The following is a 20,644-nucleotide window of genomic DNA, read 5'->3' as shown; positions in this document are numbered from 1 at the left end:
GAGGTGTTGCTTGTTAACAACATCTCCCTTTATTTTGGAAATTTGAATCCTATTTTAAACTTTTTTCTTTTGCTTGAACAATTTGATCCATTAATAATGTTGAAGTAATCTTTCCAACTCCTCCAAGTCTTGGAGTGATACCCTTTACGAAGTCCTTTAAGTCTTCAAAGTCAGCATCTCCAGAAAGTTTTCCATCTTCTCCCATGGAAACTCCAACGTCAATTACAATTGAATCTTCTGTTAAGAAGTCTCTTGTTAAGCTCTTTGCTCTTCCTGTTGCTGTTACAACAACATCTGCTTCTTTAAGAATCTTCTTTAAGTCCTTGGTTCTTGAGTGGCAAATAATAGGTGTTCCATTTTTACCTAAAACCATCATAGCCATAGGCTTTCCAAGAACCATTGATCTATTTACTATTGCAACATTTTTTCCTTCAAGGTCAATATCGTAGTATTCTAAAATTTTCATTGAAGCATATGGTGTTGCAGGTTGGAAAGAAGAAAAGTCTCCTTGGAAAATCTTCGCAAGGTTTGTAGGTGTCATACAGTCAACGTCTTTCTTCCAGCAAACTGTTTGTTGAATAACTTCTTCATCAATGTGTTTAGGAAGCGGTCTAAAGATAATCATTCCAGTTACAGAGTCGTCGTTATTAAGTTTTTCGATTTCACTCTTTAATTCTTCTGTAGTAATAGATTCATCTAATAGTACTCTTTGAATATCTATCTTATAGTTTTCACCCTTTTTAACTAAACTCTTTTCATAAGAGATATCATTTGGGTTTTCACCAACTCTTACGATGGCAAGTTTTGGAACATGATTTTCTTCTCTTAGTTTTTCCACCCTTGAAATAATATCTTCTTCAAGTTTTACCGCTAAATCATTTGATGTTAAAATTCTTTCCATTATTTGTCCTCCATATAAATTCTATTTGTTTTAAGTGTTTCAGTATCAAATATTACATACCCTTTTTTATCATTAAATCTTGGATAGCTTGGACTACCAGGATTTAAAAACAATATATTGTCAGAAACCTCTTTTAAATAAACATGTGTATGTCCGAACAAAACCACTTGAGCTCCTGCAGCCTTGGCTCTAAACATAAGATTTGTCAATCCTGAATAAACATTGTATTTATGTCCATGTGTTATAAAAAAATCGATGCCTCCAATGTTTATAAGTAGCTCAGATGGCTCATCAGTTGCCACATAGTCATTATTCCCTCTAACCACATATATGGGCTTATTAGTTATCTCTCCAATGTCTTTACCGTCATCGGAGTAATCTCCTAAGTGAATAATAACATCCACATTATTTTCTAAAAGACTACTTGCAACCTCTTTATAACTTCCATGGGTATCACTTACTATTCCTATCTTCATCTAAAATCCTCACCAATAATTCATTAAGTTTATTTAAGACCTTAGCTCTGTGGCTGTATTTGTTCTTTTCTTCCATGGACAACTGTCCAAAGGTCTTTTGTTCTCCTTTTGGTATAAAAATACTATCGTATCCAAATCCTTTTGTGCCCATTTCCTCTGTGGAAATATCCCCCTCGCAGATGCCACTTACTGAATACCCTTTTCCATTCTCATCTATAAGATAGAGTACAGTTTCAAAAAAAGCAAATCGATCTTCTTTGCCTTCCATTTCTTTTAGCATCTTTACTCTATTGTCTCTTTCCGTTGGGTTTTTCCCGGCATATCTTGCAGTTCTGACTCCAGGTTCATTATTTAAAGCCCTAACGAAAAGTCCAGTGTCATCCGCAAGAGTCGCCTTTTTAACTTTTTCATAAATAAACTCTGCCTTTATCTTAGCATTGCCTTCAAGGGTTGGAGCATTCTCTTCTACTTCGTCCATGGATATATAATCACTGACACCAATAACCTTTATACCCAAGTGCCCTAACATTTCACCTATCTCTTCAATTTTTCCTCTATTATGAGATGCAACTATTAAATCTTTCATTAAATTTTCTCTCTAATAAGTTCATTAAATCTTTGAGGATTTCCCTTGCCCTTAGATGCCTTCATGCATTGTCCTACTAAGAATCCAAAGGCTCTGTCCTTACCATTTTTGATATCTTCAATAGATTGAGGATTTTCTGAAAGCACCTTATCTACTATCTCTTCCAGTAAGCCATCATCGTTTAATTGAATAAGTCCATTTTCCTTAACATACTCTTCAGGCTCAAAGTTTTCTTCAAAAAGTTTTCTCAACACTTTTTTTCCAGTATTGTTATTAATTTTCTTTTCTTTAACTAAAATCAAAAGCTTTGAAAAGTTTTCGCTAGACATCTTAACATCTTCAAATTCTATCTCTGCTTCATTAACCCTTCTTAGTACGTCAGATAGTAACCAATTACTTGTTAGTACTGGATCATTTGTTAATTTAGCCGACTTCTCAAAATAATTTGAAAGGGCAATACTTCTTGAAAGTATATCAGAATCATATTCAGGCAATTTGTAATCTTCAATAAATCTCTTCATCTTTTCATGTGGTAGTTCAGGAAGTTTTGATTTAACTTGTTCAATAAAGTCATCTTTCAAAATAGTTCTTGGTATATCTCCCTCAACTGAAAATCTGTAGTCATTACCAGACTCTTTCTTTCTCATAGGAATTGTTGAAGAACTTGCATCATCCCATCTTCTTGTTTCCTTATAACCAGTTTCTCCTTTATCAGCCATTTGCCTATGTCTTTTTTCTTCATATTCAATTGCTTTTTCAACGGCCTTAAATGAGTTTAGATTCTTTATTTCTGAAATTGCAGTTTTAAAACTTCCATCTTCCGCAAAAATATTTATATTGACGTCACATCTTAAAGAACCTTGTTCCATTTTAACATCAGATATATCTAAAAATCTTAAAGTTTCTCTTAGATTAGTCAAAAATTGTCTCGCTTGGTCCCCAGAACTCATATCTGGTTTCGAAACTATTTCTATTAGAGGCACTCCCGCTCTATTGTAATCCATAAGAGTACTTCCCTCTTCATTATGAATAGACTTTCCAGTATCTTCTTCTATGTGTATTCTTTCAAGTCTAATCTTTTTAGTTTCATCTCCATCTTTTATTTCAATGTATCCACCTGTGCAAAGTGGTTCGTCTTGTTGAGTTATTTGATATCCCTTTGTTAAGTCTGGATAAAAATATTTTTTTCTGTCCATTTTAAAACTTTGATGTATGTCACAGTTAAAAGCAAGTCCTGCCATTGTAGCATACTCTACAGCCTTTTTATTCATCACAGGTAAAGCTCCTGGATGTCCTAAGCATATTGGGCAAACAGCAGTGTTAGGAGCAAGGCCAAATTCGTTTTTACAGCTACAGAACATCTTACTGTCTGTGCTTAACTCAACATGTATTTCAAGTCCAATAAGAGTTTTATAGTTCATTTGCAATACTCCTCTCTAATGAATATGCGCTGTTTAACATTTTTTCATCATCATATCTCTTTCCTATTAGTTGTAAAGATCCAGAGATTCCTTTTCTTATAGGAATTGATATACTACATAGTCCACATAGGTTTACAGGCACATTAAATGTTCCACTGTCATACATTGATAGTGGATCGTCTGCTCTGTCTCCAAGTTTCCATGGTAGATTTGTAGCAGTAGGAGTTATTATGAAATCAACTTCTTCAAATTTGCTATTAAACTCTCTTGCCATTAATTTTCTAACTTTTTCAGCTTGAATATATACTTCTTGATTTGAATCAGAAGCTAAAAACATAGTTCCAAGGGCAATTCTTCTTTGCACTTCTTCTCCAAGTGCTTCTGATCTTGTGTTGGTGTAGAGCTCCCTTGTGTCTTCATAGTTATCAGTTAAATATCCATATCTGATTCCGTCAAATCTAGACATATTACTGCTAACTTCACTGGCTGTTATTACTGAATAAATAGAAGTGGAGTACTTTAGATACTCAAAATCTAGATTAACTAGTTTTGCACCCATTTTTTCTAATAGTTCAAGTCCTTTTTTATAGTCCTCTTGTACAACAGGATCTATTTCAAATGGAGTTAAATCTATTACCCCAACTTTTTTGTCTTTTAAATCATAGTTTTCATCTAAATTAAACTCTATCTTTTCTTTTAATGTGGATGTCATGTCCATTTTGTCATTTCCACCAATAACATTTACAACATCCACTATATCAGCCACACTTTTCCCAAGAATTCCCACTTGGTCCAATGTGTTTGCCATGGATACAACACCAGATCTTGAAATAGTTCCATAACTTGGCATATATCCCACTACATTACAATATTGAGCCGGTTGCCTTGAAGAGCCACCTGTGTCAGAACCAATTGAAACAGGTACTAGGCCTTGTGCAACTGACGCCGCTGAACCAGATGAAGAACCTCCTGGAACAAGGGTTGGGTCCACAGGGTTTTTTGTTGGGCCAAAGAAAGATGTTTCTGAAGAACTTCCCATTGCAAACTCGTCCATGTTTACTTTACCTAAAATAACTGCATCTTCTTCTATAAGTTTTTTTACTAAAGTTGCATCAAAAATAGGCATAAAGTTTTCCAAAAACTTAGATCCACAAGTCATTCTTAGTCCCTTATATGAAACATTGTCCTTTAAAGTTATAGGAACTCCATATAATTTCCCTTTATTTTCCTTTTTCTCTAGCTTTTCAATTTGCTTTATTACGTCATCTTTATCAAAAGTAATGAATATGTTAAGGTCCTTTGAGTCTTCAATCTTCTTAAATAACTCATCATAATAGCCTTTTAAACTAAACTCATTACTTACAAATTTTTCTCTTAAATCTCTTATATTCATTATTCAATTACCTTTTTCAATCTAAAATATCCATACTCTCTGTCTTTTGCATTCAAAAGCGCATCTTCTCTATCGATACTTTCAAAAACTATATCTTCTCTCAAAATGCTTTCATGATTTTCAACAATTTCAAGCATATCAATATCTTTTGTGTCCACCTCTAAGATTACTCGTGAAAAGTCTAATACCGTATTAAATTTTTCTTCCATCTTATCCAGGTCTTCATCTTTGATATTCAAATGAGCTATTTCATATATTCTTTTTACTTCTTCTTTGTCTATCATATAATCTCCTGTCTCAAATTAGAAATCTACTTTCCAATCTTATTTTCTCTGCCATAGTAGAATAAATACTGTTGAGCAAATCCACCATAATCTCCAAAAATATCCTTTGCCAATATTCCTATATTTTTCTTAGAAGTTTCATGACCAATATATAAACTTTCCATAACTCGTTTTATCCAAACATCTACTGGAAAAGTTTCGCTCTTGCCATATGCAAATAACATTATGCAAGAAGCAACCTTTGGTCCTACTCCTGGAAACTTTATAAGTTCATCGTAAAGCTTAGAAGAGTCATAATTTTTAGACTCTTCTAAGTGAAATTCACCTGAGCAAATCATTTGGGAAGTTTCTACAATCCTCTTATCTCTAAATCCAACTCTGCAAATTTCTCTCATATCTTCTACTTTTGCTTTAGATAGTGTTTCAAAATTGGGGAAACTGTAGTATGTTTTACCCCTATATTCACCGATTTTTTGTCCATATTCTCTGCTTATAATATCAATTGATTTTTTTATTCTCGGTATCTGATTGTTAGCAGAAATTATAAATGAAATAATGGTTTCAAAATGGTCTTGGTTTAGTATTCTTATACCATATCCAAAGTCCATTGCCTCTCTCATGGTTTCGTTATTAGATAGTTTTTCTTTAATGGCTTCATAATCCCTATTTAAATCGAAGTAATCCATCCAGATATTATTAAAATCTTCTTCATTAACATTGTCTAAAGTTATAATATCATCTTTTTTAGATACATTTATAACTCTACCAAATGCAACATTTGTATAAGATTCATCATCATTTCTTTCCCATCGAAAGGCCTGCCCACATTCAAAAATATGTTTTGGATTGAAAGATTGATTTCTAAATATTATTTTATTGTCTTTTGCTATATACTCCATTTTTATCCTTATTTAAAACCAGCCTCTATAGTTCATCGCTTCACTAATACGAATTAAAGAATAGACATAGGTTGCCTGTCTAAATGTAAGATTCTTTTCTTCTTTAATCGCCCAGATATTTTCGAAGGCTTCGTTCATTGAAGGTTCAAGTTTATTAAACACTTCCGCTTCATTCCAATAGAACCCATATCGGTTTTGAACCCACTCATAGTAAGATACTGTAACACCTCCAGAGTTTGCCAATATATCAGGTACTACAGTTATAGATCTATTCTTTAATATTTCATCAGCAGCAGAAGTAACCGGCCCATTGGCTCCTTCAACAATAACTTTTATATCTAGCTTTTCAGCAATTTCTTCATTAACTGAGTTTTCCAAAGCTGCAGGGATTAAAATATCTGCTCTTAAGCTCCAAAATTCTTCAGCGCTTATTCTACTTGCACCGTCAAAGTCAACTAAGGAATTATTTTCCTCTTTGAATTTGGATAATTTTTCATAGGATATACCATTTTTATTATAAAGGGCATATTCTCCTATTTCCTTATCCCACTCTAAAAGTCCAATAACTTTAAAACCCATTTCCGCTAAAAACTTGAAAGTGTATGAACCAACATTACCAAAACCTTGTAATAGTACAGAGGTGTCGCTTAGTTTTAAACCCAATTTGTGGCAAATATTTCTTGTTATATACGTAACTCCAAGTCCCGTAGCTTCAGTTCTTCCCTTTGAGCCTCCCAGTACAATTGGCTTTCCTGTAAAAGTTCCTGGTCTGTGATGGCCTGTTAACTTTATATACTCATCCAACATCCACCCCATTACTTTCCCATTTGTATTTACATCGGGAGCTGGTATATCAATATCATCACCAAGGTATTTATAAATTGCTCTTATATATCCTCTGGAAAGTTCTTCAAGTTCTCTTTGGGACAGTTCAGATGGATCAACTTTTATTCCACCTTTCCCTCCTCCATACGGCAAATTCATTACACCACATTTAAAACTCATCCACATGGACAGAGCCTTCACTTCATCCATAGTTACATTTGGATGAAATCTTACTCCACCTTTTCCTGGACCAACCGCTGTGTTATGACAGGATCTATATCCCGTAAAGACTTTAACATCCCCATTGTCCATCTTAACAGGTATGGACACCTCAATAACCCTTTGAGGATTTTTTAAAATTTCATAAACATTTTTATCTATATCGCCAAGTTCACAAGCTGACTTCAGTTGTAGTCTGGCGTTTTCTATGGGATTCATGTTTTCCATATATACCTTCTTACTTTTCTTTTTGTTTTACATATTCAATTACTTCATCCACATCAAAAGAAATCTTATCTTCGTCTATTAGATGAAAACATGGTATTCCTACTAGTTTTTGTTCCTTTATCTTATCAAACTCTTCTCTGCTGTCTCTAAGTGCAAGAAATTCTTTTAATCTTACAATGGACCTCATAATATCTCTGTAATTATGTTTTATTCCATTTTCCTTAAGCTTATCTGAAGCAGGTTTGCACATAGGGCATTCGCTGCCACCATATACTACTATTTCCATTAAAACTCTATCCTTTCCGCAATAAAGTCAATTAAGTCGTCAATCTTAACTCTCTCTTGCTCCATGCTATCTCTATGTCTAACAGTTACAGTCTCATCTTCTAGAGTGTCAAAATCAACTGTAATACAGAAAGGAGTTCCCGCTTCGTCCTGTCTTCTGTATCTCTTTCCTATTGATCCTGAAACGTCTGTGTCCACATTGAATACTCTAGACAACTTTTTGTATACTTCGTCACTCTTGTCAGTTAATTTCTTAGTAAGAGGAAGTACTGCTGCCTTGTATGGTGCCAGTGCTGGGTGTAGTTTTAATAAGTTTCTTGTTGTTCCGTCTTCAAGAGTTTCAACTTCATATGCGTTACAAAGGAAAGTTAAGAACATTCTATCTACACCTACTGAAGGCTCTACACAATATGGAACATATTTTTCATTTGTAATAGGATCTGTGTAAACAAAGTCCGCATTAACCGAATTAATATGTTGATTTAAGTCGTAGTCTGTTCTATCTGCTATACCCCATAATTCTCCCCAACCAAATGGGAATTTATATTCAATATCTGTTGTAGCAACACTATAGAAAGACAACTCTTCTTTGTCGTGATCTCTAAGTCTAAGTCTATCTTCTTCTACTCCTAAGCCAATAAGGAAATCGTAGCAGTACTTTCTCCAGTAGTTAAACCATTCTAAATCTTCTCCTGGATTACAGAAGAATTCCAATTCCATTTGTTCGAACTCTCTTGTTCTGAATACAAAGTTTCCTGGTGTTATTTCATTTCTAAATGACTTACCAATTTGTGCAATTCCAAAAGGAACTTTTTTTCTAGATGTTCTTTGAACATTTCTAAAATTAACAAAGATACCTTGGGCCGTTTCTGGTCTTAAGTAAATTTCAGAAGTAGAATCTTCAGTAACACCTTGGAATGTTTTAAACATTAAATTAAATTTACGAACATCAGTATAATCAAACTTACCGCATTTAGGGCAAGCAATATGTTCTTTATTTAAAATTTCCATTAGCTCTTCGTTTGACATACCGTCAAGACCTGTTAACTCTTCTCCCTTTTCATCAAGGTAGTAATCCTCTATAAGTTTGTCCACTCTAAATCTTGATTTACAAGCTTTACAATCTATAAGAGGGTCAGAGAAGCCACCAACATGGCCTGATGCAACCCAAACTTCAGGGTTCATAAGTATTGCTGCATCAATTCCAACATTGTACTCTTTTTCTTGTACGAACTTCTTCCACCATGCTTTTTTTACATTGTTCTTCAATTCAACTCCAAGTGGACCATAGTCCCATGTATTTGATAATCCACCATATATTTCAGATCCTGGAAATACATATCCTCTCATCTTTGCCAGTGAGACAATATCTTCCATTGTAATATCCTTTTTCATAATTCCTCCTAACTTAATAAAAAAACTTCCGACTCTAGCCTAAGCTAGGGACGAAAGTTATCCGCGGTTCCACCCTAATTACGGCTCTCGCCGTCTCTTAAAGTTAAAGGCTCCAAGACTCCCCACATTTAAATTTTGCTAATTTCCACCAAATATTAGCTCTCTTTAAAAAACTCTAGATGCTTTTTTCTCTTCATGGCCCTATTTAATTTCAAAATCAAGGATTATTTGATGAGTAAATCTCAAAAAAATTAATCTTGTTTTAATTCTTTTCTATCTTCGTCTAAGTCAGATAAAATATCTTTTAGCTTTTCTTGTGTAGTAGCTAATAACTCATCAACATAAGTCATAGATTCGTTCTTTAAAATTAAAGCATTCTTTTCCGCTTTTGTTACAATATCTTCAGCGTATCTGTTAGCGCTCTTTGTAACTTCGTGTTCGCTAATCATATTATTAAATGTTTCTTTTGCATCATTAATAATCTTGTCAGCTTCTCTTCCTGCATCGTTTCTTATCTCTTCAGCATCTCTTTCAGCTTCTGCTAAAATTTTATCCTTTTCTTCATTTACCCATTGAGCTTGTTTAATTTCTCCAGGTAGTCCTTGTCTAATTTGTTGTAATAGATGAAGAACATCATCTGCATCTACTAAAACTTTCTTTGAAAAAGGAACTGTTGATGCGTCATCTAGAAGATCTTCTATCTCTTCGATAATTTGATTTACATCCATACAAATACCTCCAATTTATAATTCTGTTCCAATTATATAATAAAACCTTGACATATACAAGAATTTAACTGTATAAAATTACATTACTTAAGATTATTTAACATTTCATATGCCAAACTTGGCACAAGTTTTTTATAATCTCCATTATAATGGAAAATCTCTTTTACTAGCGAAGAACTTACATGTGAATATATTGGACTTGAAACCATAAAATAAGTTTCAATTTCATCGTTCATCGACTTGTTTGCAAGGGCCATTTGAACTTCCGCCTCATAGTCTGAAATCATCCTCAGTCCCCTAAGAATATTGTACACATCTAACTCTTTGCAAAGTTCAATTAGAAGTCCTCCGAATATAACTACCTCCACATTTGGAATTTCTTTACACGCATCTTCAATGATTTTTTTTCTATCGTATACATCAAATATATAATTCTTATTTACATTGTTCAATATGGCCACATATACCTTGTCAAATTTTTTTGCAGCTCTAGCAATAATATCTAAATGACCTAAAGTTATGGGATCAAAGCTTCCCGGATAAATTACATTCATTCTACTCTCCACCTAAAAAATAGATAATTTTCTTTCCATATTCTTTGATTTTAATTATATCATAGCCATCAAATTCCAGTCTTTGTTCTGATTCAACAATTATTATTCCATCTTCATTTAAAAGATTATTTTCTCTAATAAAATCTAAACTATCGTAGTACAAATCGACTTTGTCATATGGTGGATCCAGAAAAACATAATCAAATTTAATATTATCAGATTTAATATTAAAAAGATTTCTCTCATTGTCTCCTTGATAAATCTTTGCTTTCCCAGTAAAGCCGGTGTTATTTAGATTTTCCTTTATGCAGTTAATATTTAATCTGCTCTTGTCGCAAAAAACTACCAAATCAGAACCTCTGCTTAAAAATTCTATTCCCATGCCGCCAGTGCCTGCAAATAGATCAAGAACTTTTGACCCCTCTTCAATACTAAAGAGAGAATTAAAGATAGACTCTTTTATTCTGTCTTCAGTGGGCCTTGTATGTGGATCCCTTGTACCAAGTAGTCTCATGCCTTTTTTCTTTCCTGAAATAACTCTCATAATTTACCTCAATTAAAAATAATTTGTGATTCAATATCTTTAGAATAGCTATTAAGTTCGTCTTTTAAACTTCTATATTCAACAGACTCAAGTTTATTATTATCTAAAATATCTCTTGTTATGCTTTGAATTTTATTTAACATCTCTATGTCTTCAAATAGGTTTACTAATTTAAACTGTTCTTCGCCAGACTGTCTAAAGCCAATTACATCTCCAGAACCTCGTAACTCTAAATCCTTTTTTGCAATAATAAATCCATCATTGGTTGATTCCATTATTCTCATTCTCTGCCTTGCAATTTGGCTCTTAGAATCATTAAGTAAAATACAATATGACTGATAGTTTCCCCTTCCAACTCTTCCCCTTAGTTGGTGAAGCTGTGATAATCCAAACCTGTCTGCATTATAAATTACCATTGTGTTTGCATTTGGAACATTAACACCAACTTCAATAACTGTGGTGGAAAAGAGTATTTTAGTTTCATTCTTTATAAAACTTTCCATTATCTCGTCTTTATGTTTTGGATTTAAAGCGCCATGAATCAAACCTGTCTTTATATTTCGAAAATAAGTTTCATTAAGTCTTTCATAAAGTTCTTCAACGGATGTTAAGTTTAAATTTTCCGACTCTTCAATCAGCGGGCATACAATATAACATTGGCGACCTTCATTTACATGCTTTATAAGGAAATTCATTATTCTCTTTTCATAATCCATTCCCACTGCATAGGTCTCGATGTTTTTTCTTCCCTTAGGTAACTCATCTATAATTGAAATGTCCAGTGAACCATATTTTGCCAACGCAAGTGTCCTTGGTATTGGTGTAGCAGACATAACTAAGGTGTCAACATTGCCCTTTCCAGTTAAAATCGCCCTCTGTTTTACTCCAAACCTGTGTTGCTCATCGGTTATAACAAGACCAATGTTTTCAAAAGTAACATTATCTTCTAGCACCGCATGGGTTGAAACCACCACATCTATATTGCCATTTTTAATATCTTCCACAATTTTTTCTTTTTTGCCCTTACTTAGCGATCCCTTTAATATACCAACTCTAATTCCATATCCCAAAAACATATCTCTTAAATCTTCATAGTGCTGAGTTGCTAATATTTCAGTGGGCGCCATAAGTACCGATTGGTATCCATTGTAATAGGCGTTTAATATGGCTATTGCGGCTACAATGGTCTTTCCTGAGCCTACATCACCTTGTAATAGCCTGTTCATAATAAAAGGCGATTTCATATCTTCAAGAATTTCTCCCACAACTCGTTCTTGCGCAGATGTAAGTTCGAAGGGTAATTTATTTATAAACTCATCCACTTCAGGGACGATTTTAAATGAAATTCCCTCTTTATTTATTTGTGAAAAATTCATATCTAAATAAAGTTGATATAAAAATAACTCCTGAAACTTTAGTCTTTCAATGGCTTTTTGTAGTAGCGACATGGAGTTTGGAAAGTGAATGTTTATAATGGCCTCTCTATAGTCCATTAGGTTATTAGATTCTAGTATATCTTTTGGCAAATTTTCTTTAAACTTCATCTTTTGTAAAGACTGACCAATAAAGTTTCTTAAATCGTTTTGAGTAAGTCCCTTTGTTACATTGTAAACTGGAACAATCTTCCCAAGTTCATTTCCTAAAGTCTTACTGATTATTGGATTTGTTATCTTTAATTGTCCCTTGTAGTTTTCAACCTTGCCGAATACATAAACTTTTTCCACATTCTTAAAATTGTTTAGAATATATGGTTGATTAAACCAAACTAACTCGATTTTATATTTGCCATCCGTAGCCCTAATGGTGGTTATATTTTTATTTCCACCTAGGTACCTGGTGCTTGGACTGCTTAATAGACTCAAATGTAAAAGCGCATCCTCTTTTCCATAAGCTTCTTCAATAGTCTTAGGGTTTCTTCTGTCTTCATATCTAAAGGGATAATGATAAATCAAGTCTTTAACACTGGTGATATGCAAATTATTTAAATATTCTTTTTTCTTCGGTCCAAGACCTTTTATATCTTGTAATTTCATATAATCAACTCTATTTTAAAAAGCCCTACATAAGTAAGGCTCTTTCTTATTCTACAGATATTATATAGTGGTAAAGAGGTTGCCCTCCTCTAATAAATTCAACATCAATATCCTTATAAACTCTTTTAAGTTTTCTTTCAAGTTCGTTAACAATTTTATCTTCAACATCGCAGCCATAGTAAACAGTTAATAAACTTGCTTCTTCATCAACAACTCTTTCTAGTAAATCTAAAGTAGTTTTATTTACTTTCTTTCCTGTAGCAAGAATCTTTCCACCTTCAATTCCTATGAAGTCGTCTTTTTTAATCTTTAGACCGTCCATTTCTGTATCTCTTACTGAGAATGTAACTTGAGCAGTTCTAACAGCCTCTAAAGCTTCTGTCATCTCTTCAAAGTTTTCATCTACACTATTATCTTCATCAAAAGATAACATTGCTACTACACCTTGTGGTACAGTTTTACTCTTTAGTATATGAAGATTTTTTTCAGAAAGTTCTTTAGCCTGTTCTGCCGCAAGGATGATATTGCTATTATTTGGCAAAATGAATATATCCTCTGCGTTTATTTTTTTTACAGCTTCAAGTATTGTCTCTGTAGATGGATTCATTGTTTGACCACCGGAAATAACTTGATCTACTCCAAGCTCTTCAAAAATCTTTTCAAATCCGTCTCCAGTGGAAATTGAAACGAAACCATATTTCTTTGTCTCATCAGGATTGTTATAAGGATCTAAATAAACATCTGCTTCAGGTCCCATAACCACATGGCTATGTTGGATTCTCATATTGTCTATTTTAATATCCTTTAATTGTCCAAGCTTTAATGCCTCTTCCAAAACCTTACCAGGATTATTTGTATGAATATGAGTCTTTATAAGACCTTCTCCACCAACTACGATTAGGCAGTCTCCTAGGCTTGAAATCTTATTTCTAAATTGTAAATAGTCTCCATTTTCTGATTCAATTAAAAATTCAGTACAATAACCAAATTTAATATCTCCAGAAACTTCACTTTGATGATTATGTTCAGGAGCTTTTACTGTAACTTCTTCCTTTTCTCCATAATTTGAAAGATTATTATAGTTTAAAGCACCTTCCATCATTACAACTAGTCCTCTACCTCCAGCGTCTACTACACCAGCTTGTTTTAATACCGGTAACATATCAGGAGTTGTATCTAGAACCCTAGCTGCTTCTTCTGTAATATCTTTAAAAAACTCTTTTACATCAGTATATTTTTGGTAGTTTTCTTCCGCAAACTCTGCTGCACCTCTAATAACTGTTAGGATTGTACCTTCAGTTGGTTGCATAACAGCGCTATAAGCAACTTTACATGCACTTTCCATGATGTCTCTAAGAACTAGAACATCAATTGTTTCATTTTCGCCAATGCCCTTTGCAACACCCCTAAGTATTTGAGATGTAATTACACCAGAGTTACCTCTAGCTCCCATTAGTGAACCATTGCTAAACGCCTTAACTACTTCTCCAATTTTATCAGAACTAACTGATTGTAAATTGTTATATGCTGATTTTAGAGTTAATGACATATTTGTTCCCGTATCTCCATCTGGTACAGGGAATACATTTAAACTATTTAACTCTTGTTTATGATTATCAAGATTAAAATAAACTCCTGATAAAATATTTTTTAAACTTTTACCATCTATTGTTGACATTCTATCCCTCCTGATCTTGGAGTCTTATATCTCTTACGATTACATTAATTTCATTGACTCTTATACCTGTTTCATGTTCAACTTGAAATTTAATTGTCTCAATAATATTTTCGCAAACAGTTGCAATCTTAACTCCAAATTCAAGTATTACAGATACATCTATGTTTAGGTTATTATCTTCGATTTTTAAAACAATTCCCTCTGAAAGGCTTTCTTTTGAAAGTAAGTTCATAATGCTCTCTGATGCAGAAGCATTAACAAGTCCAACAACGCCATAGCATTTCATAGCTGCATCACTGGCAATAGTTGCTATAACCTGGTCGTTTATTTTTATTAAACCAAATTCGTTTTTTATATGAGCTGACATAATTCCTCCTTATTTATAACAAATACTATTGTATTACATTTTAAGTTATTTTAAAATCATCACTCAATAGATTATACCCAATAATTCTTTAATTACTCCACCCTCTATTCTACACTATTTCTATTTAAGTTTGCAAAGGCTTTAAAATTTTGTTATAATACCATTGTTATTATTCAATAAACGCTGATTGGAGGTGTAACAATGGCAAGAAAATGTGAAATCTGTGGAAAGAGCAAAGCTTTTGGTAATAAGCTAACTTTCTCACATAGAAAAATTAATAGAACATGGGCGCCAAATATAAGAAGAGTTAAAGCAGTTGTTGATGGCAAACCTAAGAGAATTAATGTTTGTACTAGATGTTTAAGATCTGGTAAAGTAGAAAGACCTCAAAATTTTTAATGAAAATACCTTGTTAGGTATTTTTTTTTACACTTTTTTAATCTCTTGATTCAATTATTAATGCTCTACCTTCAATTTCAATAGATGCTTTATCTTCTTTAACCTCATTGCTCAAAAATCTACTTTGAGAATAATTTAATTCTAAATCTTTAACTTCATATAGAAATCCAACAGTGCTAACCTTTATCTTTTCTTCTAATGGTATTACTGAAACATAATCGTATTCTTTTTTTATAAAATTATTTCTCTTTCCAAATCTAATCCTATTGTGACTATCTACTATAAATGCCTCTATCCCCTTTTCAGAAATCTCCCTTAAGAGTGATATGTTCGACAGAGTGTGGTCCATCCTAGTTCCCGTTGCATTCAAAATGTAAATCTCATCTGGTTTCTTTGAAGTAGCATACTCTACCGCTGCATGTGTGTCAGAAATATCTTTAATAGGATTTAATTTATTAATTTCTTTGACCAAATCAGATTGAAGTAATTCTTTATTTTCAATGGAATCAAAATCACCTATGGCTATGTCCATGGAAATCTTTGATTTTAACAGCTCCTCTACTCCCCTGTCCACTCCAATAACAAAGTCTGCAATTTTAGTATATTTAAATAAAAGGGAGGCGTTTATAAAGTCGCCTCCCGTAACTATTGTAACTATCATTATGCTTGGTTCTTAACCCTTGGGAAAATAATTAAAATCAATATAATAGCAATAATCATATTTGGTAATGTGTAGGAGCCGTTATAAAGAATTGAACCTAATAAGAAAGGTTTATCTTGTGGTAAATATTGTTTAAAGAACACAACTCCTGAAATAACTGCAGCTAACATTCTTAAAGCCGTTGCAACAATTGTTCCAACAATTAACTTTGCATTATTTACCTTGCCATCAACAATTAAATTTTTTCTAAATAACCCTGTTAAACCAAGCATTGCATATGCAAGTGGATAGTCTAATAAAAATTGAATTACATTTAAAAAGAATGGGTCCATAGCAAAGTCCAGTAGACCATATAGTCCACCGAGAATTAAACCTTTTTTCCATCCCCATCTAAAGCCAAATATTAAAAGAGGAACGTATCCTCCCGGAGTTATTGATCCTCCCTGCGGCAACTTATAAAGTCTGATTGAGTTTAGAATAAATGTCAATGCCAACATTATTCCTGCTTCCGCAATAAACTTAGTGTTATTTTTTCTACTTTCCAATATTCTCCTCCTTTAAAATTTCTTTATACTTATCAAGCTTAGCTTGCATCGCATCTAAATCTTTATTAAAAACATCTGACCCAGAAACAAACAAATCAATATCTAAATCTAATAACTTTTCAATATTTGTAGTCTTTACTCCACCATCAATTTCTAAAAGGATATTTGGATTATTTTCATTTATAAGCTCTCTAACTCTCTTAATTTTTTTAACTTGAGATTCTATAAAGCTCTGCCCTCCAAAACCTGGATTAACTGTCATAATAAGTATTAGGTCCAGTTCGTCCCAAAGATAATCTAAAACCTCAACAGGCGTTCCAGGATTAAGGGAAATTCCAGCCTTCATTCCCATCTCTCTAATCTGTTGTAACACTCTTAGAGGATGTTTTGTGGCTTCATAGTGAATAGTTACTATGTCACATCCTGCATCTTTAAAGTTCTCAATATATTTTTCAGGACTTGTAATCATTAAATGTGTGTCAAAAATAAAATCATAATTTTCTCTCAAGGATTTAATAATCCCTGGACCAAAAGATATATTTGGTACAAAATTTCCGTCCATAACATCTAGATGTAGGTACTTGATTTCATTTTCCGCAAGTATATCCAGTTGTTTTGAAAGATTATAAAAGTCTGCCGATAGTAGTGATGGCGATAAAAAACTCATTAATACCCCCTTGTATTTCTAAATTCTTCTAGTAGTAATAAATAATTCTTATATCTGCTTTCAGCTATCTTTTTATCTTGCACAGCTTCCTTTACTGCACATTTCGGTTCATTCTCATGAATACAATTATTAAATTTGCATCCACCCCTAAGTTTTACAAACTCCCTAAAACCTTCTGAAATCTCATTGATTTCATTTACAAAATCTAAAGAAAGCGCAGAAAAGCCAGGAGTATCTATGACATAACTCCCGTCATTTATCTTAGATATTTCTATATGTCTAGTGGTATGTCTACCTCTAAGGGATTTTTCACTTATGGCACCAGTCTCAAAATCAAAATGAGAAAATATTTTATTTAGTGTAGTAGACTTTCCCACTCCTGAAGGGCCTGTAACAGCGGTAGTCTTGTTCTTAAATAGCTCAACTAATTCACCATTATCATCCTCTTCATTTGTATTCAAATATATATCGTAGCCAATATCTTCATATATTTTTGAAATTTTATTGCTGTATGTTTCGTCAACTAGATCAATTTTATTAAAGATAATTCTAGTTTCAATATTAGAAAGTTCCAACATCAAAAGATATTTGTCCAATGTATATAAATTTATGTCTGGAGAAGAAAGACTCATTATAACTATGACCTGGTCCACATTTGAAATAGGTGGTCGCAGAAGTTGATTTTTTCTTTCGTGCACATCATTTATATAGGCGGTGCCATCACTATTTATTAAAATATCAACTTCATCTCCAACTATTGGCTTAATTTTATTATTTCTAAAAAGCCCCCTTGCCTTACATAGATAAACTTGTCCCTCTTTTTCAACATAGTATATTCCCCTATGGGATTTAATAATCTTAGACATTATTCTATAGTCTCTCCACTATATAATTCGTCATTTACATAAACATTGTAGCTTTCTCCCCTACGAACATTAATAGTTATATTGGCGTCGCCCCTTGCTGTATCAAGTTGACGATTGTAAACATTAACTTCTTTGTCTCCATCAATTCTTTCGATTCTAACATTATATGTTCCTGGAGATATATCAGCTACCCTTATTCTAAAGGTATAGGATGTTGTCTTTTTATTTGTTTTTGGTTCAGTAGGCTCTTCTGTAGGCTCTTCCTTTTCTCCCGTACTAACTTGAAGATTTATTACTGAACCCTTCTTAACCATAACTCCATTGTCAACGCTTTGACTAATAACTACTCCCTTATCTATCGTACTTGAAGAAGTTTCTTCAATATTGTATTTTAAACCAATTTCAGCAAGTTTTTCAGTGGCTTTTCTAACATTCATTCCAGCCACATTAATCATTGGAACGGTGTCATCTTCCTTTCCCTTAGAAACCACTAACTCAACTGTTGAATTTTTCTTAACGGATTCTCCTGCACCAGGTTTTTGACTTATAATATATCCTTCATCAAAATTATCACTAAAGGAGTCTTTAATTTCAACTTGAAGTCCGAGGGATTCAAGAGATGATATTGCATCGTTCTTCTTCCAGTTTGTATAGCTCTTAAGAACAATATCTTCTTCTCCGCCACTTACATAAACTTCTATTATTGATCCTTTCTTAAGCTCCGTTCCACTTTCTGGGTCTTGTTCTGCAATTAGCCCTTCTTTTTGATCTGATTCAACTGTGCCCATTACCTTAACCTTTAAATCAAAGTCCAGTTCATCAAGTTGTTCTTGAGCTGAATCAACGTCAATTCCTATAAGTGGAGGTGTCTTTACTACATCTTCTTTAATAAGATTCCCCTTAAAGTATTTAACTCCTACTACAGAAGCGGCAACTACTATAAGAGCAAGCAAAATTGGAAGAATATAGGTTTTAAAGAAACCACCCTTCTTTTCTTCTTCCTCATCTTCATATTCATTTTTCATATTGTATACTGCCTTCTCTTCAGTCTTTGGTTTTATATCCTCTTCTTTAATCACACCGATTCTTTCAGTTTTGTCAAAGTTGTCATCATATTCCAATTTGAAATTTCTGAAGTTTAATAATGCCATCTTCATTTCAGTAGCAGAGCTAAATCTATTATTAGGATCCTTGTCCATGGCTTTTAAAATAATATCATTAAGTCCTTGAGGAATATCTGGATTTAAGCTCTTTGGTTCTACTAATTTATCTTGAATGTGTTTAAGTGCAATTCCAACTGCATTTTCTGCATCAAAAGGAACTCTTCCCGTTGCCATTTCATATAGCACTACGCCAAGAGAGTATATGTCAGATTTTTTGTCTATAAATTTTCCCTTTGCCTGCTCAGGTGAAATATAATGCACTGTGCCAAGTACTGTAGATGTATATGTTATGGTTGCAGAGGATGAAATTCTCGCAATACCAAAGTCTGTAACCTTAGCAACATTATCTTTATCAAGTAGGATATTATGTGGTTTTATATCTCTATGAACTACGCCTTTTTTGTGGGCAGCTTCAAGGGCAGATGCAATTTGAAAACCAATGTTTGCTACAAATTCCGCTCCAAGTGGCGCCTCATTATTGATTATGTCTTTTAAAGTACGTCCATCAATGTATTCCATAACGATGTAGTTATATCTTTGGTCATTTACAACTGCATTTCCAACATCATATACAGAAACAATATTGTTATGGGACAGAGATGCTGCAGATTGAGCCTCCATGGCAAATTTTTTTAGAAATTCCTCATCATCCATGAACTCATCTTTTAACACCTTTATAGCCACATATCTATTTAATAATTTATCTTTTGCCTTATATACAACGGCCATTCCTCCAACGCCGATGTTCTCTTCAATTAAATATCTATTTCCAAGAGTTTGACCAATCATCTGTCTTCCTCCTTATGTGTATATAGTGAAATTGTAATATTATCGTATCCCCCTCTGCTTAGACTAAGGTCTATGAGTTCGAACACCCTTTCCTCTTCAGTTTTGTCTTCTTTAGAAATAATTTCATCTATTTCTCCGTCTGAAACCAAAGAGTTTAGTCCATCGGAACACAATAACACCTTATCTCCTTCGCTTATTTCCAAGGAAGTTATATCAGGTTCAACATTTAGTTCTGCACCTAGACTCTTAGTAATAACATTTTTTCTTCCATAGTTTTTAGCTTCTTCTTCAGTTATGGTACCTGAAATCAACAAGTCGTTCACCAAGGAGTGATCTCTTGAAACCTGTTTAAATCCAAAGGAGTTTTTAAAATACGCTCTGCTGTCTCCTACATTCAATATATATAAATAATTTTCATGAATAAGAGCTACTACGATTGTTGTTCCCATGTTATAAAGCTCGTCATCATTATGTGATTCTTCATATATAATCCCATTAGAATAGTTAACGCAATCAGTCAAAAATTTAGTCATATCCTCTGCGTCTTTAAGGTTTTCTCTAAAGTAGTAAATAAAAGATTTTACAGCTAATTCGGAAGCAATTTCACCTGCATTATGACCTCCCATGCCATCGGCAACAACCATTAATATGGTGTCACCGTCTACGTAGTTGTCGTAGTAATCTTCATTTAATTTTCTTTGTAGCCCGATATCAGTGGCTGAAAAATAATTCAATTTA

At 33.2% G+C, this 20,644-nt stretch carries 23 protein-coding genes; 1 reads left to right on the top strand and 22 read right to left on the bottom strand.

The genetic code is table 11. The annotated features are described in order from the left end of the window. Positions 1 to 49: 49 nt before the first annotated feature. From L6651_RS01320 to L6651_RS01245, 16 genes are all read right to left on the bottom strand, one after another. Positions 50 to 901, bottom strand: a complete 852-nt coding sequence (locus L6651_RS01320; RefSeq protein ID WP_237036257.1) for a bifunctional 5,10-methylenetetrahydrofolate dehydrogenase/5,10-methenyltetrahydrofolate cyclohydrolase — start codon at positions 899 to 901, stop codon at positions 50 to 52. After that, positions 901 to 1,377, bottom strand: coding sequence for a metallophosphoesterase family protein (locus L6651_RS01315; protein ID WP_237036256.1), 477 nt, complete (start codon positions 1,375 to 1,377; stop codon positions 901 to 903). The genes L6651_RS01320 and L6651_RS01315 overlap by 1 nt, the downstream gene beginning before the upstream one ends. Then, a complete protein-coding gene (gene rdgB, locus L6651_RS01310) occupies positions 1,355 to 1,963 on the bottom strand; it encodes an RdgB/HAM1 family non-canonical purine NTP pyrophosphatase (protein WP_237036255.1) in 609 nt (202 codons plus the stop codon). The genes L6651_RS01315 and rdgB overlap by 23 nt, the downstream gene beginning before the upstream one ends. Beyond that, positions 1,963 to 3,384 carry an Asp-tRNA(Asn)/Glu-tRNA(Gln) amidotransferase subunit GatB gene (gene gatB / locus L6651_RS01305; protein ID WP_237036254.1) on the bottom strand — a complete coding sequence of 474 codons (1,422 nt, stop codon included), beginning with the start codon at positions 3,382 to 3,384 and terminating at the stop codon, positions 1,963 to 1,965. The genes rdgB and gatB overlap by 1 nt, the downstream gene beginning before the upstream one ends. Then, complete coding sequence (gatA, locus tag L6651_RS01300; protein ID WP_237036253.1) at positions 3,374 to 4,777, bottom strand: Asp-tRNA(Asn)/Glu-tRNA(Gln) amidotransferase subunit GatA; 1,404 nt, start codon at positions 4,775 to 4,777, stop codon at positions 3,374 to 3,376. The genes gatB and gatA overlap by 11 nt, the downstream gene beginning before the upstream one ends. Then, positions 4,777 to 5,061, bottom strand: a complete 285-nt coding sequence (gene gatC, locus L6651_RS01295) for an Asp-tRNA(Asn)/Glu-tRNA(Gln) amidotransferase subunit GatC (protein WP_237036252.1) — start codon at positions 5,059 to 5,061, stop codon at positions 4,777 to 4,779. Before gatC ends, gatA begins: the two co-directional genes overlap by 1 nt. A 26-nt stretch (positions 5,062 to 5,087) precedes the next feature. Next, complete coding sequence (locus L6651_RS01290; RefSeq protein WP_237036251.1) at positions 5,088 to 5,960, bottom strand: DNA-3-methyladenine glycosylase family protein; 873 nt, start codon at positions 5,958 to 5,960, stop codon at positions 5,088 to 5,090. Positions 5,961 to 5,972: 12 nt separating this feature from the next. Next, complete coding sequence (locus L6651_RS01285; RefSeq protein ID WP_237036250.1) at positions 5,973 to 7,232, bottom strand: Glu/Leu/Phe/Val family dehydrogenase; 1,260 nt, start codon at positions 7,230 to 7,232, stop codon at positions 5,973 to 5,975. A 10-nt stretch (positions 7,233 to 7,242) separates the two neighbouring features. Further along, the gene (locus tag L6651_RS01280) at positions 7,243 to 7,518 is read right to left on the bottom strand and encodes a glutaredoxin domain-containing protein (protein ID WP_237036249.1); all 276 of its coding nucleotides are present in this window, start codon (positions 7,516 to 7,518) and stop codon (positions 7,243 to 7,245) included. Further along, entirely contained in the window at positions 7,518 to 8,912 is a 1,395-nt protein-coding gene (locus L6651_RS01275) for a glycine--tRNA ligase (protein ID WP_237036248.1), read from the bottom strand. The genes L6651_RS01280 and L6651_RS01275 overlap by 1 nt, the downstream gene beginning before the upstream one ends. Positions 8,913 to 9,163: 251 nt before the next feature. Next, positions 9,164 to 9,640 carry an ATPase gene (locus L6651_RS01270; RefSeq protein WP_237036247.1) on the bottom strand — a complete coding sequence of 159 codons (477 nt, stop codon included), beginning with the start codon at positions 9,638 to 9,640 and terminating at the stop codon, positions 9,164 to 9,166. A gap of 83 nt (positions 9,641 to 9,723) precedes the next feature. Next, positions 9,724 to 10,194, bottom strand: coding sequence for a pantetheine-phosphate adenylyltransferase (gene coaD, locus L6651_RS01265; protein ID WP_237036246.1), 471 nt, complete (start codon positions 10,192 to 10,194; stop codon positions 9,724 to 9,726). 1 nt (position 10,195) lies between these two features. Beyond that, positions 10,196 to 10,738 carry a 16S rRNA (guanine(966)-N(2))-methyltransferase RsmD gene (gene rsmD / locus L6651_RS01260; protein WP_237036245.1) on the bottom strand — a complete coding sequence of 181 codons (543 nt, stop codon included), beginning with the start codon at positions 10,736 to 10,738 and terminating at the stop codon, positions 10,196 to 10,198. 8 nt (positions 10,739 to 10,746) lie between these two features. After that, positions 10,747 to 12,771 carry an ATP-dependent DNA helicase RecG gene (recG, locus tag L6651_RS01255; protein WP_237036244.1) on the bottom strand — a complete coding sequence of 675 codons (2,025 nt, stop codon included), beginning with the start codon at positions 12,769 to 12,771 and terminating at the stop codon, positions 10,747 to 10,749. A 46-nt stretch (positions 12,772 to 12,817) separates the two neighbouring features. Further along, positions 12,818 to 14,449: a DAK2 domain-containing protein gene (locus tag L6651_RS01250; protein ID WP_237036243.1), complete on the bottom strand. Its 1,632-nt coding sequence runs from the start codon at positions 14,447 to 14,449 to the stop codon at positions 12,818 to 12,820. A gap of 1 nt (position 14,450) precedes the next feature. After that, positions 14,451 to 14,816, bottom strand: coding sequence for an Asp23/Gls24 family envelope stress response protein (locus L6651_RS01245; protein WP_237036242.1), 366 nt, complete (start codon positions 14,814 to 14,816; stop codon positions 14,451 to 14,453). A gap of 201 nt (positions 14,817 to 15,017) precedes the next feature. Here L6651_RS01245 and rpmB point away from each other — a divergent pair, with 201 nt between their 5' ends. After that, entirely contained in the window at positions 15,018 to 15,215 is a 198-nt protein-coding gene (gene rpmB, locus L6651_RS01240) for a 50S ribosomal protein L28 (protein ID WP_237036241.1), read from the top strand. 37 nt (positions 15,216 to 15,252) lie between these two features. Here the strand turns inward: rpmB and L6651_RS01235 are convergent, their stop codons facing one another. Genes L6651_RS01235 through L6651_RS01210 form a run of 6 tightly spaced genes read right to left on the bottom strand, consistent with a single transcriptional unit; the run spans position 15,253 to position 20,640 of the window. Beyond that, complete coding sequence (locus L6651_RS01235) at positions 15,253 to 15,876, bottom strand: thiamine diphosphokinase (RefSeq protein ID WP_237036240.1); 624 nt, start codon at positions 15,874 to 15,876, stop codon at positions 15,253 to 15,255. Beyond that, on the bottom strand, positions 15,876 to 16,421 hold the full coding sequence (gene thiT, locus L6651_RS01230; RefSeq protein ID WP_237036239.1) for an energy-coupled thiamine transporter ThiT: 546 nt from the start codon (positions 16,419 to 16,421) through the stop codon (positions 15,876 to 15,878). The genes L6651_RS01235 and thiT overlap by 1 nt, the downstream gene beginning before the upstream one ends. Beyond that, positions 16,411 to 17,088 (bottom strand): ribulose-phosphate 3-epimerase, encoded by a 678-nt coding sequence (gene rpe, locus L6651_RS01225; protein ID WP_237036238.1) that lies wholly within the window; start codon positions 17,086 to 17,088, stop codon positions 16,411 to 16,413. The genes thiT and rpe overlap by 11 nt, the downstream gene beginning before the upstream one ends. Then, entirely contained in the window at positions 17,088 to 17,954 is an 867-nt protein-coding gene (gene rsgA / locus L6651_RS01220; RefSeq protein ID WP_237036237.1) for a ribosome small subunit-dependent GTPase A, read from the bottom strand. Before rsgA ends, rpe begins: the two co-directional genes overlap by 1 nt. Continuing rightward, positions 17,954 to 19,906 (bottom strand): Stk1 family PASTA domain-containing Ser/Thr kinase, encoded by a 1,953-nt coding sequence (pknB, locus tag L6651_RS01215; RefSeq protein WP_237036236.1) that lies wholly within the window; start codon positions 19,904 to 19,906, stop codon positions 17,954 to 17,956. Before pknB ends, rsgA begins: the two co-directional genes overlap by 1 nt. Beyond that, positions 19,903 to 20,640 carry a Stp1/IreP family PP2C-type Ser/Thr phosphatase gene (locus L6651_RS01210; RefSeq protein WP_237036235.1) on the bottom strand — a complete coding sequence of 246 codons (738 nt, stop codon included), beginning with the start codon at positions 20,638 to 20,640 and terminating at the stop codon, positions 19,903 to 19,905. The genes pknB and L6651_RS01210 overlap by 4 nt, the downstream gene beginning before the upstream one ends. Positions 20,641 to 20,644: the final 4 nt, after the last annotated feature.

Origin of the sequence: Mediannikoviicoccus vaginalis, from assembly GCF_928097925.1 — a bacterium.
Taxonomy (GTDB): Bacteria; Bacillota; Clostridia; order Tissierellales; family Peptoniphilaceae; genus Mediannikoviicoccus; species Mediannikoviicoccus vaginalis.
The sequence above is the reverse complement of the archived record's forward strand: the minus strand, read 5'-3'. Positions and strand labels throughout refer to the sequence as shown.